The following is a 14,843-nucleotide window of genomic DNA, read 5'->3' as shown; positions in this document are numbered from 1 at the left end:
CGGCGTATTCCTGCGCCATTTCAAGCATGTTCAGATAGGCCCCATAAGGCAGATCCGGGATTTCGCTTTCAACAAGACTAAGGAGCATATCGATGCGTGTGATTCTGCTCGGGGCGCCCGGTGCCGGCAAAGGTACTCAGGCCCGCTTCATCACCGAGAAGTTCAGCATTCCGCAGATCTCCACCGGGGACATGCTGCGCGCAGCGGTCAAGGCCGGCACCGAGCTGGGCCTGCAGGCCAAGAGCGTGATGGATGCCGGCGGCCTGGTTTCGGATGACCTGATCATCAACCTGGTCAAGGAGCGCATCGCCCAGCCCGATTGCGCCAACGGCTTCCTGTTCGACGGTTTCCCGCGCACCATTCCCCAGGCCGAGGCCATGAAGGAAGCCGGCGTGAGCATCGACCACGTGGTCGAGATCGCCGTCGACGACGAAGAGATCGTCAGCCGCATGGCCGGCCGCCGCGTGCACCCGGCCTCCGGCCGCGTGTACCACGTCGAGCACAACCCGCCGAAGGTCGCCGGCAAGGACGACGTCACCGGCGAAGACCTGATCCAGCGCGACGACGACCGCGAAGAGACCGTGCGCCACCGCCTGTCGGTCTACCACACCCAGACCAAGCCGCTGGTCGACTTCTACCAGAAGCTGGCCGCCGTCGAAGGCACCCCGAAGTACAGCCGCGTCGAAGGCGTCGGCTCGGTGGACCAGATTACCGCCAAGGTCCTGGCCGCGCTCAGCTGAGTCGCCGCCCGACCTGCACCAGAGGCCCGCTTGCGGGCCTTTGGCGTTTATAATGCCCGCCCTTTTTCAGCTTGCCGGAAGACCCCGATGCCCACCCTGCTGGCCCTGGACACCTCCACCGAAGCCTGCTCCGTCGCCCTGCTGCACGACGGCCGGCGTTTCAGCCGCCACGAGGTGATCCCGCGGCTGCACGCCAAGCGCCTGCTGCCCATGGTGCAGGAACTGCTCGACGAGGCCGGCATCGCCTTGGGCGCGGTGGACGCCATCGCCTTCGGCCGCGGCCCCGGCGCCTTCACCGGCGTGCGCATCGCCATCGGCGTGGTGCAGGGCCTGGCCTTCGCCCTGGACAAGCCGGTGTTGCCGATCTCCGACCTCGCCGTGCTGGCCCAGCGCGCCCACCGCGAGCACGGCGCCAGCCAGGTGGCGGCCGCCATCGACGCGCGCATGGACGAGGTCTACTGGGGTTGCTACCGCCTGGAGCGGGGCGAGATGCGCCTGGCCGGTGCCGAGGCGGTACTGCCGCCGGAAAAGGTGGCGCTGCCGCGCGACGCCGAGGGCGACTGGTTCGGCGCCGGCACCGGCTGGGGCTACCGCGAGCGCCTGGCGGTTAAGGTGCAGGCCGAGGACGCCAGCCTGCTGCCCAACGCCGGAGACCTGCTGGACCTGGCGTTGTTCGCCTGGGAACGCGGCGACGCCGTGCCGGCGGACCAGGCGCAGCCGGTCTACCTGCGCGACAACGTGGCCACGCCCAAGGCCGGCTGACCGGCGATTGCCAAGCCCCTGGACGCTCGCTAGAGTGAAATCCTTACCCGCTGAGCCCTGAACATGCGCATCGACGGCCTGTCCAGCTACTCCATCACGCCCGACTCCGGCAGCCGCCCCGGCACTGCGGTCACGCCCTATCGCGAGGTCATGCGCGAGGCCGAGGCGCGTCGCGAGCAGCCGGCCTCGGTGGCCGCCAGCCAGGGCCTGGAGCAGCAGGCGCAGACGCGCTACGTGGAGCCGGGCAACGCCGGCACCGGCAGCCTGCCCATCGTCCTCAGCGACGTCCTGGCCTACCAGCGCCCGGTCAGCAACCGCGCCGCCCAGGCCCTGGCCAGCTACAGCAGCACCGCCAACCTGCCGCTGGGCGGCTACGACGCCCCGGAAGTGCTGGGCATCGACCTCTACGCCTGATGGGCCTGCCGTACTACCTGGGCTGCCCGTCGTGGAACGAGCCCGCCTGGCGCGGCAGCTTCTACCCCGCCGACCTGCGCCCGGCCGACACCCTGGGCTTCTACAGCCAGGTGTTCAACGCGGTGGAGGGCAACACCACCTTCTATGCCCGCCCCAGCGCCGACACGCTGCAGCGCTGGGCGCAGACCATGCCGGCGGACTTCCACTTCTGCGCCAAGCTGCCCCGCGACATCAGCCACGAGGGCGATTTGCGCGAGCAGTTCGGCGCCACACGCGACTTCCTCGACCTGCTGGCGCCGCTGGGCAGCCGGGTGAGCCCGCTGTGGCTGCAGCTTTCCGCCGGCTTCGGCCCGCAGCGCCTGGGCGAGCTGGCCGCCTGGCTGGACGAGTTCGGCGCCCGGCGCATCGCCGTGGAAGTGCGCCACCCGGCGTTCTTCGAGAAAGGCGAGGAGGAGCGGCTGCTCAACCGCCTGCTCCATGAACGCGGCGTGGAACGCATCTGCCTGGATTCGCGGGCGCTGTTCGCCTGCCAGTCCGATGACCCGGCGGTGCGCCATGCGCAGTCGAAGAAACCGAGGATTCCGGTGCGCCCGGCGGCCTTCAGCGACAGCCCGCAGGTGCGCTTCATCGGCGGGCCGGACCTGGACGCCAACCAGGCCTACCTGACGCCCTGGGTGGACAAGGTGGCCGGCTGGATCGAAGACGGCCTGACGCCTCACGTGTTCCTCCACACCCCGGACAACCACCGCGCCGCCGAGCAGGCACAGCGCTTCCACGCCCTGCTGGCCGAGCGTCTGCCGGGCCTGCCGGCGCTGCAACTGCCGCAACCGGAAGTGGAGCAACTGGGCCTGCTCTGAGGCCGCGGTTGCGCTAACCTGCAAGCTCCCATTCGCACGGAGAGCGCCCCCATGACCACCCAACACGAACGCGGCCTGGCCTTCCAGGCCCTGCACCGCCGCGACGGCCTGTTCGTCCTGCCCAACCCCTGGGACGCCGGCTCGGCGAAGATGCTCGCCGGCCTGGGCTTCGAGGCCCTGGCCACCACCAGCGCCGGCCTGGCCTTCGCTCTCGGCCGCTGCGACGCCGAAGGCGAGGTGAGCCGCGAGGAAGCCCTGGCCAACGCCCGCGCCATCGTCGAGGCGACGTCGCTGCCGGTGGCCGCCGACCTGGAGAACGGCTACGGCGACGCGCCCGAGGATTGCGTGGCGACCATCCGCCTGGCCGCCAGCATCGGCCTGGTCGGCGGCTCCATCGAGGACGCCACTGGCCGCCCGGACGATCCCATCTATCCCTTCGAACTGGCGGTAGAGCGTGTACGCGCGGCAGTGCAGGCCGCGCATTCCCTGGAGTTCCCCTTCACCCTGGCGGCCCGCGCGGAGAACCTGCTGCACGGCCGCGACGACCTGGACGACACCATCCGCCGCCTGGTGGCCTTCGCCGAGGCCGGCGCCGACGTGCTCTACGCGCCGGGCCTGACCACCCGCGAGCAGATCGACGCAGTGGTGCGCGCGGTGGCGCCGCGGCCGGTGAACGTGCTGGTCGGCTCGCCGGCCCTGCAACTGTCGCTGAGCGACCTGGCCGAGCTGGGCGTGAAGCGCGTCAGCCTGGGTTCGTCGCTGGCGCGAGTGGCCTACGGCGCCTTCTTCCACGCCGCCAGCGAACTGGCCGGCGGGCGCCTGGAGGCGACCCAGGAAGGCATGTCCTTCGCCCGCCTCAACGCGCTGTTCCGGCGCTGAGCCGGGGGCTGCGGTAGAATCGGCGCTTTTGCACCGGATCGACCCGCATGAGCGCCAGCGCAGACACTCCCCGCATCATCGTCCAGGCCCTGGAGCCCCACTACCGCGAAGCCGCCGGCCAGTGGGCTCGGCGCCTGGGCCTGGAACTGGCGGAGGAGGGCGCGGTGGACTTCGCCCTGCAACTGGGCGAGCAGGGCCTGCAACTGCTGCAACTGGGCCCGGACTCGCCGGGCCCGGTGCGCGTGGACTTCCTCGAAGGCGCCGCCGCCCACCGCCGCCAGTTCGGCGGCGGCAGCGGGCAGATGATCGCCAAGGCGGTGGGCGTGCAGCCGGGTGTGCGGCCACATGTGCTCGATGCTACCGCCGGCCTGGGCCGCGACGCCTTCGTCCTCGCCACCCTGGGCTGCGAGATGCAACTGATCGAGCGCCAACCGCTGGTCGCCGCCCTGCTGGAAGACGGCCTGGCCCGCGCGGCGCGCGACCTGGAAGTGGCGCCGATAGTGGCGCGCATGCAACTGCACCAGGGCAACGCCATCGACCTGATGGGCGCCTGGCAGGGCGAGGCGCCCCAGGTGATCTACCTCGACCCCATGTTCCCGCACCGCGACAAGAGCGCCCTGGTGAAAAAGGAAATGCGCCTGTTCCGTCCCCTGGTGGGCGACGACATGGACGCCCCGGCGCTGCTCCAGGCGGCCCTGGCCCTGGCCAGCCACCGCGTGGTGGTCAAGCGCCCGCGCAAGGCGCCGATCATCGAGGGCGCCAAGCCAAGCTACAGCCTGGAAGGGAAGTCGAGCCGGTATGACATCTATCCGTTGAAGTCCCTCAAGCCCTGAGCGGGGGGCTTTTCGTAGGAGCGAGGGGGGGCGCCTAGCTCTTGCTCGCGAACAATGGTGTCAGGCCTTGCTCCAGAGCGAGGTCGAAGTCCGTCCCCTTTCCCCAGCCCTCGGCTGCGCGCCCCGCCCTGAAGGGAGAGGGGGCTTGTCCGTGCCGAGAAAGGATTTGGTGTCAGCCGGCCACTCACTGCAAGCCGGCTAACGCGGAAACATCAGCGCATGCCGAACGGTCCCCTCTCCCTTCAGGGAGAGGGTTAGGGAGAGGGGCGGAGCCGAGCCAAGACACCGTAGCCACCGGGGAACCCCCTTCGCGAGCAAGCTAGCTCCTACAGGAGAAGCGCCTACGGCATACGCCTCAAGGCCGATAAGCCCGCAAAAACAACTCCACCACCTCCTGCACATGCCTTTCGCTCTCCTCCACCGGCGGCCGCTCGACGCAGCCGATCAGCAGGCGGAAGTGCAGGCAGCCCTGCACCAGCATCAGGAAGTGCTCGGCGGCGTTGCGTGCGTCGCCCTCGCGCAGTTCGCCCTTGCGCTGGGCCTGGGCGATCAGCCGTTGCATCTGGTCCAGCACGCGTTGCGGGCCGGCGTCGAAGAACATCTGCGACAGCGCCGGGTTCTGCCCGCCCTGGGCGATCATCAGGCGGCTCAGGGCGATGGCCTCGGGGCTGTTGATCAGGCGGTTGAAGCCGCGCGCGATGTTCAGCAGCAGCTCCTGCGTGGGCGCGTCGGCCGGCGGTTCGTGGAACAGCTCCGGCACCTGCTCGGCGCACTTGGCCTGCACCGCCTCGCAGAACAGCGTCTCCTTGTCGGTGAAATGGCTGTACACGGTGAGCTTGGAAACCCCGGCCTCGGCGGCGATGGCTTCCATGCTGCTGCCGTCGTAGCCGTTGCGCACGAACAGCTCCTTGGCGGCTTCGAGGATCGCCTGGCGCTTGGCCGGGTCCTTGGGGCGGCCGGGGCCGTTGGGGATGGGAGGCTGGGACATTTTATTTTCGCTTCAAATACTGGACTGGTCGGTTTTGTATTCTTACTATACCGCCGAGTATAAGAATTCAACTGCGTTTCGCGAAAGGTCATACATCATGTTCCGCCATGCCTTGTCCGTCGCTGTCCCTCTCGCCTTCTCCCTGACCCTAGCCGCCTGCGGCAACGGCGAACCGGCCAAGCCGGCGCTGCGCCCGGCCATGGTCGTGCAGCCGCAGCTGGCGCGTTCGGTCACCGAGGCCTACCCGGGCGAGGTGCGCGCCCGCCACGAGCCGGAGCTGGCGTTCCGTATCGGCGGCAAGGTGGCCAAGCGCCTGGTGGAGACCGGCGAGCGCGTGCGCCGCGACCAGCCGCTGGCCGAACTCGACCCCGAGGACGTGCGCCTGCAGCTGGAGGCCAACCGCGCCCAGGTCGCCGCCGCCGAGGCCAACCTGCAGACCGTGCGTTCGGAATACCAGCGCTACAAGGTGCTGCTGGAGCGCAAGCTGGTCAGCCAGTCGCAGTTCGACAACATCGAGAACACCTACCGCGCCGGCGAGGCGCGCATGAAGCAGGTGCGCGCCGAGTACGACGTGGCGCGCAACCAGGCCGACTACGCCGTGCTGCGTGCGCCGCAGGACGGGGTGATCTCGGCGCGGCGCGTCGAAGTGGGGCAGGTGGTGGCCGCCGGGCAGACGGTCTTCACCCTGGCTGCCGATGGTGACCGCGAAGTGCTGATCAGCTTCCCCGAACACGCCATCGAGCGCTTCCGCATCGGCGAGGGCGTCAGCGTCGAGCTGTGGTCGCAGCCGGACAAGCGCTTCAGCGGCCACATCCGCGAACTGTCGCCGGCCGCCGACCCACAGTCGCGCACCTTCGCCGCGCGGGTGGCCTTCGACGATGCCAAGGTGCCGGCCGAACTGGGCCAGAGCGCCCGGGTGTACATCCACAGTGAGGGCGCCGTGCCCCTGGCCGTGCCGCTGGCGGCGGTGAGCGCCGAGGGCGGCCAGCCGTTCGTCTGGGTGGTCGACCCGAAGGATGCCAGCCTGCACCGCCGGCCGGTGCGCATCGGGCCCTACGCCGAGGACCGGGTGCCGGTGCTCGAAGGGCTGCAGCCCGACGACTGGGTGGTCGCCGCGGGCGTCCAGGTATTGCGCGAAGGCCAGCAGGTACGCCCGGTCGACCGCGAGAACCGTTCGGTCAAGCTGCTGGCGAAGGAGTGACGCAGGATGCGCTTCAACCTTTCCGCCTGGGCGTTGCAGAACCGGCCGATCGTGCTGTTCCTGATGCTGCTGCTGGGCATCGCCGGGGCGCTGTCCTACACCAAGCTCGGCCAGAGCGAGGACCCGCCCTTCACCTTCAAGGCCATGGTGGTCAAGACCAACTGGCCCGGCGCCACCGCCGAGGAAGTCTCGCGCCAGGTCACCGAGCGCATCGAGAAGAAGCTGATGGAGACCGGCGACTACGACCGCATAGTCTCCTTCTCGCGCCCGGGCGAGTCGCAGGTGACCTTCGTCGCCCGCGAGGACTTCAAGTCCAGGGACATCCCCGAGCTGTGGTACCAGATCCGCAAGAAGGTCAGCGATATCCGCTACACCCTGCCGCAGGGCATCCAGGGGCCGTTCTTCAACGATGAGTTCGGCACCACCTTCGGCAACATCTACGCGCTGTCCGGCAAGGGCTTCGACTACGCGGTGCTGAAGGACTACGCCGACCGCATCCAGCTGCAGCTGCAGCGCATCAAGGACGTCGGCAAGGTCGAGCTGGTCGGCCTGCAGGACGAGAAGATCTGGATCGACCTGTCGAACACCAAACTGGCCACCCTCGGCCTGCCCCTGGCGGCGGTGCAGAAGGCCCTGGAGGAGCAGAACGCGGTGAGCGCCACCGGTTTCTTCGAGACCGCCAGCGACCGCGTGCAACTGCGGGTTTCCGGGCGCTTCGATTCGGTGGAGGACATCCGCCAGTTCCCCATCCGCGTGGGCGACCGCACCTTCCGCATCGGCGACGTGGCCGAGGTGCACCGCGGCTTCAACGACCCGCCGGCGCCGCGCATGCGCTTCATGGGCGAGGACGCCATCGGCATCGCCGTGGCGATGAAGGACGGCGGCGACATCCTGGTGCTGGGCAAGGCGCTGGAAAACGAGTTCCACCGCCTGCAGCAGAACCTGCCGGCGGGCATGGAGCTGCGCAAGGTGTCCGACCAGCCGGCCGCCGTGCGTGAAGGCGTGGGCGAGTTCGTCCGGGTGCTGGCCGAGGCGCTGGTCATCGTGCTGCTGGTGAGCTTCTTCTCCCTGGGCCTGCGCACCGGCCTGGTGGTGGCGCTGTCGATCCCGCTGGTGCTGGCGATGACCTTCGTCTGCATGCGCTACTTCGACATCGGCCTGCACAAGATTTCCCTCGGCGCGCTGGTGCTGGCGCTGGGCTTGCTGGTGGACGACGCGATCATCGCCGTGGAGATGATGGCGGTGAAGATGGAGCAGGGCTACGACCGCCTCAAGGCGGCCAGCTTCGCCTGGACCAGCACCGCCTTCCCGATGCTCACCGGCACCCTGGTGACCGCCGCCGGCTTCCTGCCGATCGCCACCGCGCAGTCGGGCACCGGCGAATACACCCGCTCGCTGTTCCAGGTGGTGACCATCGCGCTGCTGGTGTCCTGGGTGGCCGCGGTGATGTTCGTGCCCTACCTGGGCGCCAAGCTGCTGCCGGACCTGGCCAAGCGCCACGCGGAGAAGCACGGCGGCAGCGACAAGGGCCACGACCCTTACTCGACGGGCTTCTACCAGCACTTCCGGCGCCTGGTGGAGTGGTGCGTGCGCCACAACAAGACGGTGATCGTCCTGACCCTGCTGGCCTTCGTCGGCTCCATCGCCGCCTTCCGCCTGATACCGCAGCAGTTCTTCCCGCCGTCGGTGCGTCTGGAGCTGCTGGTGGACCTGAAGCTGGCCGAGGGCGACTCGCTGGCCGCCACCGCCGAGCAGGTCAAGCGCCTGGAGAAGCTGCTCGCCGAGCATCCGGGCATCGAGAACTACGTGGCCTACGTCGGCACCGGCTCGCCGCGCTTCTACCTGCCGCTGGACCAGCAGCTGCCGGCGGCGAGCTTCGCCCAGTTCGTGGTGCTGGCCAAGGACCTGAAGGGCCGCGAGGAGGTGCGCCAGTGGCTGATCCAGCGCATGGCCGAGGACTTCCCCACGCTGCGCAGCCGCATCAGCCGCCTGGAGAACGGCCCGCCGGTTGGCTACCCGGTGCAGTTCCGGGTGTCCGGCGAGCACATCCAGCAAGTGCGTGAGCTGGCGCGCAAGGTCGCGGCGAAGATGCGCGAGAACCCCCATGTGGTGAACGTGCACCTGGACTGGGAGGAGCCGAGCAAGGTCATCCGCCTCAACCTCGACCAGGACCGCGCCCGCGCCCTGGGCGTGAGCACCCAGGACGTCTCGCAGTTCCTGCAGAGTTCGCTGACCGGCTCCACCGTCAGCTACTATCGCGAGGACAACGAGCTGATCGAGATCCTCCTGCGCGGCGACGCCCGCGAGCGCCAGGACCTGTCGCAGCTGCCGAGCCTGGCCATCCCCACCAACAACGGCCGCAGCGTGGCGCTGTCGCAGGTGGCGACCCTGGAGTACGGCTTCGAGGAAGGTATCATCTGGCGGCGCAACCGCCTGCCGACGGTGACTGTGCGCGCGGACATCTACGACGACTCGCTGCCGGCCACCCTGGTCAAGCAGATTTCCCCGACCCTCGATCCGATCCGCGCCGAGCTGCCGGACGGCTACCTGCTGGACGTGGGCGGCACGGTGGAGGATTCGGCCAAGGGGCAGAACTCGGTGAACGCCGGCATCCCGCTGTTCCTGGTGGTGGTGATGACCCTGCTGATGATCCAGCTGCGCAGCTTCTCGCGCATGGCCATGGTGTTCCTCACCGCGCCCCTGGGGCTGATCGGCGTGACCCTGTTCCTGCTGGTGTTCCACAAGCCCTTCGGCTTCGTCGCCATGCTCGGCACCATCGCCCTGGCCGGGATGATCATGCGCAACTCGGTGATCCTGGTGGACCAGATCGAGCAGGACATCGCTCACGGCCTGGACCGCTGGCACGCCATCATCGAGGCCACGGTGCGGCGCTTCCGCCCCATAGTGCTGACCGCGCTGGCGGCGGTGCTGGCGATGATCCCGCTGTCGCGCAGCGCGTTCTTCGGGCCCATGGCGGTGGCCATCATGGGCGGCCTGATCGTCGCCACGGCGTTGACCCTGCTGTTCCTGCCGGCGCTGTATGCGGCCTGGTTCAGGGTGAAGAAGGAACCTGCGTAGGGCGTATGACCGTTCGCGGTCATACGCCCTAGGGTCCGGGACAACCCTGTAGGAGCGAGCTTGCTCGCGAACGGTACTTGCAGCCACAAACGACACCGCAGGATGGCGCCTACCTTCCAGGCTACTCAGGACAGCTCCCTCTCCCTTCAGGGAGAGGGTTGGGGAGAGGGAGCGGAGTCACCTGATACGACGATGTAACCGGAAAAACACCCTTCGCGAGCAAGCTCGCTCCTACGAGCTCCGCGGGCCTCAGAGCGCCCCAAAAACCTTCTTGGCCAAACTGGTAGCCGCCCCCGCCGGATTCTCCCGAATCCCCTTCTCCTGCTGGGCGATCACCTTGAACAGCCCATCCAGCGCCTGCTCGGTGACATAGCCCTCGACATTCGCATCCTTGGCATCGACCACGCCAAAGGCCGCGGCCTGGCTGGCGAAGGCGTTGTACTGCTTGGCCAGGCCGACCTTGTCGGTGGCCTGCTTGACGATCGGCAGGAAGCGCTGGCGCAGCTGATCGCGGCTGCTGCGTTCCAGGTACTGGGTGGCGGAATCGTCGCCGCCGGCGAGGATGCCCTTGGCGTCCTGCACGGTCATCTTCTTCACCGCATCCACCAGCAGCGCCTGGGCCTGCGGCACGGCGGTCTCGGCAGCCTGGTTCATACTGGCTTCCAGCTGGTCGACCTGGGCGCCCATGCCGAACTGCTTCATCACCTTGGCGGCCTTGCCCAGCTTGCCCGGCAGCTCGATGCGTACGGCCGGATCGTTAGTGAAGCCGCCGGGCTTGCCCAACTGCTTGACCGCGATCTGCGCTCCCTGGCTGAGGGCATCCTTGAGGCCGCCGCTGGCGTCGGTCTGGCTGAGATTGGCGAGGGACAGGGCGAAGGCATTGGCAGACAACAGAGCGCCGGCCAGCAGGGCGGTGAAACGCAGCATCGGGATTCCTTGTGGGGCAGGGCGGAACCTTCGCCGAGCGTCTCGGCGAAGGAAGAAGGGGCAAGCTTAGCGAGGCCGGGCCGGCAACGGAACCCGGCCAGAAGAGGAGGGAAGTATCAGCGCACCGCGTCGACGCGGATGCGCAGCGGCTGAGGATCGCTGCCGTCGAGCTTGACGCTGTGGCGTTCGGTGCTGATGAACAGCAGCTTCCCGGCATTCTCGATACGCGCGCTGACCGCATAGCTGTGGCCGGGCTGGACCCGCTGCGGGTCGTAATCGAGCTTGAAGGCCACCGGCACCTGCTGCCCGCCGGGCAGCGTCTGCGAAGCCAGCTCCACGGCCGGCGCATCGGCCAGGGAAATATCCTGCAGGCTCACCGAAACCTGCGCTCCCGGCGGCAACGCAATGCGCTGCAGGTAGAACACCTCGCCACTGAGCGAAGCGCTCTGCGAAGGCGAATTCGAAGCGCAGGCGGCAAGCACGCCGGTCATGAACAGGAGGGGGAGGGCGGTGAGCTTCATCGACGGATTCCTTCCGGATAGAACGGGCGTCATCCGACACAGCTTAGGCGCAAAGGTTGCGAGAGGGGTTGTAAGCGGAGGTTTCGCTGATCTGCAGCAAGCAGCCCCGCCGTTGCGGCGGGGCTGGGGGCTTACTCGGTGATCTTGCTGAAGCTGCCGTCGAACATATCGACGTTGCGCCCGTCGGTGAGGGTATACAGCGAGTAGCTGCGGCCCAGGCGGGCGCCACCGTCACGGGTCAGCGGGGCCCAGGCCAGGTTGGCACGGCGCATGGTCGAGCTGCTCATGATCTCGTCGAAGGGGATGGACACGTAGATGCCCTTGTCGAAGCTACCTTCGCCGTACTCTTCCTTGGAGGCGGTGGTGAGCGTCACCCAGCCACCGAAGCGCACGCCGTTGCTGAACTCGCGCGACAGGTCGATGGTGGTGCCCCAGTCGCGGGCCAGGTAGCGGCCCACGCTGACTGCGGCCAGCACGTCCTGGAAGTCGGTTTTCAGGTAACCGGTGACATGGCCGGTGAGCACCTTGTAGTCGCGCAGGCCGAAGTCCTGCTCGAAATCGCGCTGGCGCACGTAGTTGAGGTCGCCACCGATGGCCCAGCGTTCGCCCAGCGGGCGATACAGCAACTCGCCGCCGACGCCGGCGAACATCGACTCCAGGTAGCCGCCGTAGACCATGCCGTACATGTCCTCGTCCAGACGCTTGACCTTGTTCAACTGGAAGGTCGGCATGGTTACGTCGGAGGTGGTCCAGTACTCGCGCAGGTAGGTGCGCACGCGTGGCAGGTTGGACGGCGCGTCGTACTTGAACTTGTCGAAGTTGTTCAGCAGGTTGGCGCTGAGCGAACCGCTCCACCAGGTGTCCGGGGTGAAGCGGTACTCGCCGTTCAGGTCCGCGGTGAACTGGTAGAGCAGGAAGCCGTCGGGTCCGCCGACGTTCTGCTTGTAGCCCAGGCCGAGGCCGTAGCTGAACGGATCCGGCTTCTGTGTGTAAAGCACCTTCTCCTGGTGCGGCAGCGGCCAGTTGCTTTCGGTGCCACGGCGCAGGTCGTCCAGCGGGCGGTCGTTGTTCACCACCTCGCGGAAGGTCTCACGCGGCACGCTGGTCTCGGTGACCGGCATGTCGTAGCGCTTGTCCACCACGGTGAAGTACTTGATGTCGTCATCCACGCTGTTGTCGAGGATGCGCGCCGCGCGCCCTACCGCCTTGGGCGGGTAGAGGTAGCGGGTCTGCTCGCCGTAGACGACGATTTCCTTGTCGCGCTGGGTGATGCGCTCGACCTTGTAGCCGGCGTTGTTCTGCAGGCGCCTGGATACGTTCGCCCAGTCCACCTGATCCGGATGCAGGTCCGGCGCCTTGGCCGGCAGCGGCTCGGCCGGCGGGTCGAAAGTCTTGGCCGGTGCCGAGCGGGAAGCGAAGTTGGTATGCAGGGTGATGCCGAACATGGCGGTGTTGCCACGTTCCCAGCCGGCGGTCAGGTCTACGGAGTCGCTGGCTTTGAAGACGAAGCCGAGGTTGATCGGGGAGCTTTGGTCCTGGTTGTTGTCCTTGGGTTCTTTCTTGTAGTCGTTGCCGTCGTATTCCAGTTTCACCGACAGACGATCCCAGGGCGTTTGCCAGAGCACGCCGCCGAACAGCGACGGAGAACCGCGGAAATAGGAGCTGGTACTGAAGTCACCGGTGCCGGTGGCTTCCGGGCGGGTGTCGTACTTGTCGTCGATCCAGCCCAGCGGGTTGTCGAAGTCGCCCCGGTTGCCCAGGTAGCCCCAGGCTACGCCCAGGCTGAGATCGAAGTTGCCGAAGCGTTTGTTGCCAACGAAGTATTCGCTGGAGAACAGGCCGGTACCACCGATGTCCTGCGCACCCAGGGCCACTTCCGGCAACCAGCGGCTTTCCTGGAGCAGGCGGAGCTTGGCGTCGACCGCCTTGTCCTTGTAGCTCTGGTCGCCGCTGAGGCTTTCCGGGCCATAGTTGCGGTTGCTGATGGAGGTATAGCGGAACGAGGTTTCCAGCCAGTCGAAGGGCTGCAGCGAGAAGCTGTAGCGCGAATAGGGATCGACGCGGTTGGCCGTGATGGCGACCTCACCAGCTTTGGCCATGCGTGCGGTCGGTGTTTGCAACAAGCCCATCACGCCGAAGTCGTTGCGGCTGTAGTAAGGCTCCGCGTGGGCCATGGTCCATGGCAGCAGCAGGCAAAGGGAATAGCGGAGCTTCATTGCGCCACCTCGGACAACGGTTGGGTGGCGATGAACCTGGCCATTTCTTCATTCAACTGCGGGACGGGGCTATCCGGCCCGGCCGCCTTGATCGGTACCAGGATGGTCGCACCCGGCGCAGCGGGCTGGCCTTCCTGGAGGTTCCACAGGGCGATGCCGAGGCGAGTGACCTGGCCGTCCGGCTGGATCAGATAGACATAGTCGGGATCGGCTTCCGGCAGCGACGGGCACGCAGCGGAATAGTCGCGTGCCTGCTGCATCGGCACGTGGGTGAAGTAGCAGTCGGCCGCCACGGCACCCAGCACACGTACTGCACTCGGCCGGGCCGGGAAAATGAAAATGTCGCCAGGAAACACCAGGCTGTTCTGCGCCGGGGTGACTTCAACCTCGACAGGGTCCAGCAGGTGCAGGCGTCGACCGCTGACCGGCAGGCTGGCCACCTGGTCATAGAGGCGCTTGGCAAGGGTGGAAAGCGCGGGCTGATCGTCCAGCAGGGCTTTCTGTTGCAGCATGGACAGATCGAACAGAATGCCGGCCTTCAGGCGTTTCTGCTCCGGCACAAGCTTCGATTGCAGCCACGCGGCGCCCAGCCAATAACCTTCGGCATCGACCTGGGCGGCACGGAAGACGTCGCCAAGGCGAGTAGTCGCGGTAATGGCCACGGGACCGGACCTGGCAGCGTCGCCGCGAACTTCGACGGAATCGCCGGCCATGGCCGGGCCGGCCAGCAGCAGTGCGGCCAGGGCGAGAAGGCGAATGCTCATTTGCCTGCCCCCCGGTACGGACGCAACTGGGTGATCGCAACCTGCAGGTCGGGCGTGACCTGTTGCAGGCTCTGCATCACGAAGCCGTCCTTGGGGTCGACCCAGTATTTGTTCGTGGCGCTGAAGCCCAGCAGGGGAGCGCGGATGTCTTCATCGACGCGCAACAGGTCGTAGTCGCGCTCGAGGATGCTCACGCGCTCCAGGCCGACCTTGTGGAAACTGCTCTGCACCGGAATCCCCAGGCGATAGCCGCTCGCCAGATCGATCCAGCGCTCGCTGCGCTGCCCATCCGCCAACTTGTGCAGGCCGGTGTGGAAGGGCGAGTTGGTCCCAAGGCGCGTGCCGGCGAGGTTGTCACCGAAGCCGGTGGTGCGCACCACCAGGCCATCCCGCATCATCAGTACCTGATGGGTAGAGGCGAGCCAGAACTGCAGGTCGCCCTGCCGGCGTACCAGCGCCATCACGGCTTCGCCGCCCTGGGTCTGCAGCTTGATCTGGTAATAGGGCACCGCATCCACCTGGGCCTGGGTCAGCTCAAGCGGCTTCGGGCCCTGGGTGGCGGCGCGCAAGGTGTCCCACGACGCCTGCATCAGCGGGTTGCAGGCGGATAGCGACAAGGCCGCCCCGGCCAGGGCGGCGAATTGGAGGAGTTTCACGTCGGTT

At 67.5% G+C, this 14,843-nt stretch carries 14 protein-coding genes; 8 read left to right on the top strand and 6 right to left on the bottom strand.

Going from position 1 to position 14,843, the window contains the following annotated elements:
• Positions 1–92: 92 nt before the first annotated feature.
• From adk to FG99_RS16860, 6 genes are all read left to right on the top strand, one after another.
• Positions 93–740, top strand: coding sequence for an adenylate kinase (gene adk / locus FG99_RS16885; RefSeq protein ID WP_043271261.1), 648 nt, complete (start codon positions 93–95; stop codon positions 738–740).
• A gap of 87 nt (positions 741–827) precedes the next feature.
• Complete coding sequence (tsaB, locus tag FG99_RS16880) at positions 828–1,502, top strand: tRNA (adenosine(37)-N6)-threonylcarbamoyltransferase complex dimerization subunit type 1 TsaB (RefSeq protein ID WP_043271259.1); 675 nt, start codon at positions 828–830, stop codon at positions 1,500–1,502.
• A gap of 63 nt (positions 1,503–1,565) precedes the next feature.
• On the top strand, positions 1,566–1,916 hold the full coding sequence (locus FG99_RS16875) for a hypothetical protein (protein ID WP_043271257.1): 351 nt from the start codon (positions 1,566–1,568) through the stop codon (positions 1,914–1,916).
• Positions 1,913–2,773, top strand: coding sequence for a DUF72 domain-containing protein (locus FG99_RS16870; protein ID WP_141766176.1), 861 nt, complete (start codon positions 1,913–1,915; stop codon positions 2,771–2,773). Before FG99_RS16875 ends, FG99_RS16870 begins: the two co-directional genes overlap by 4 nt.
• Before the next feature lie 51 nt (positions 2,774–2,824).
• The gene (locus FG99_RS16865) at positions 2,825–3,652 is read left to right on the top strand and encodes an isocitrate lyase/PEP mutase family protein (protein ID WP_043271253.1); all 828 of its coding nucleotides are present in this window, start codon (positions 2,825–2,827) and stop codon (positions 3,650–3,652) included.
• Positions 3,653–3,699: 47 nt separating this feature from the next.
• Entirely contained in the window at positions 3,700–4,485 is a 786-nt protein-coding gene (locus FG99_RS16860; RefSeq protein ID WP_043271252.1) for a class I SAM-dependent methyltransferase, read from the top strand.
• A gap of 355 nt (positions 4,486–4,840) precedes the next feature.
• Here FG99_RS16860 and FG99_RS16855 read toward each other — a convergent pair whose 3' ends face one another.
• The gene (locus FG99_RS16855) at positions 4,841–5,473 is read right to left on the bottom strand and encodes a TetR/AcrR family transcriptional regulator (protein ID WP_043271250.1); all 633 of its coding nucleotides are present in this window, start codon (positions 5,471–5,473) and stop codon (positions 4,841–4,843) included.
• Positions 5,474–5,570: 97 nt separating this feature from the next.
• Between FG99_RS16855 and FG99_RS16850 the strand changes: the two genes are divergently transcribed.
• Complete coding sequence (locus tag FG99_RS16850) at positions 5,571–6,674, top strand: efflux RND transporter periplasmic adaptor subunit (RefSeq protein WP_043271249.1); 1,104 nt, start codon at positions 5,571–5,573, stop codon at positions 6,672–6,674.
• 6 nt (positions 6,675–6,680) lie between these two features.
• The gene (locus tag FG99_RS16845; protein ID WP_043271247.1) at positions 6,681–9,752 is read left to right on the top strand and encodes an efflux RND transporter permease subunit; all 3,072 of its coding nucleotides are present in this window, start codon (positions 6,681–6,683) and stop codon (positions 9,750–9,752) included.
• 249 nt (positions 9,753–10,001) lie between these two features.
• Here FG99_RS16845 and FG99_RS16840 read toward each other — a convergent pair whose 3' ends face one another.
• The 5 genes from FG99_RS16840 to FG99_RS16820 form a co-directional block, all read right to left on the bottom strand.
• The gene (locus tag FG99_RS16840; protein WP_043271245.1) at positions 10,002–10,679 is read right to left on the bottom strand and encodes a DUF4197 domain-containing protein; all 678 of its coding nucleotides are present in this window, start codon (positions 10,677–10,679) and stop codon (positions 10,002–10,004) included.
• Between the two features lie 116 nt (positions 10,680–10,795).
• Entirely contained in the window at positions 10,796–11,200 is a 405-nt protein-coding gene (locus tag FG99_RS16835; protein WP_043271244.1) for a YbaY family lipoprotein, read from the bottom strand.
• A gap of 131 nt (positions 11,201–11,331) precedes the next feature.
• A complete protein-coding gene (locus FG99_RS16830) occupies positions 11,332–13,416 on the bottom strand; it encodes a YjbH domain-containing protein (protein WP_043271242.1) in 2,085 nt (694 codons plus the stop codon).
• Positions 13,413–14,180 carry a capsule biosynthesis GfcC family protein gene (locus tag FG99_RS16825; RefSeq protein WP_043271240.1) on the bottom strand — a complete coding sequence of 256 codons (768 nt, stop codon included), beginning with the start codon at positions 14,178–14,180 and terminating at the stop codon, positions 13,413–13,415. Before FG99_RS16825 ends, FG99_RS16830 begins: the two co-directional genes overlap by 4 nt.
• Positions 14,177–14,836: a YjbF family lipoprotein gene (locus FG99_RS16820; protein ID WP_043271238.1), complete on the bottom strand. Its 660-nt coding sequence runs from the start codon at positions 14,834–14,836 to the stop codon at positions 14,177–14,179. Before FG99_RS16820 ends, FG99_RS16825 begins: the two co-directional genes overlap by 4 nt.
• Between the last annotated feature and the right edge of the window lie 7 nt (positions 14,837–14,843).

Origin of the sequence: Pseudomonas sp. AAC, assembly GCF_000725445.1 — a bacterium.
Lineage (GTDB): Bacteria > Pseudomonadota > Gammaproteobacteria > Pseudomonadales > Pseudomonadaceae > Pseudomonas > Pseudomonas citronellolis.
The sequence above is the reverse complement of the archived record's forward strand: the minus strand, read 5'-3'. Positions and strand labels throughout refer to the sequence as shown.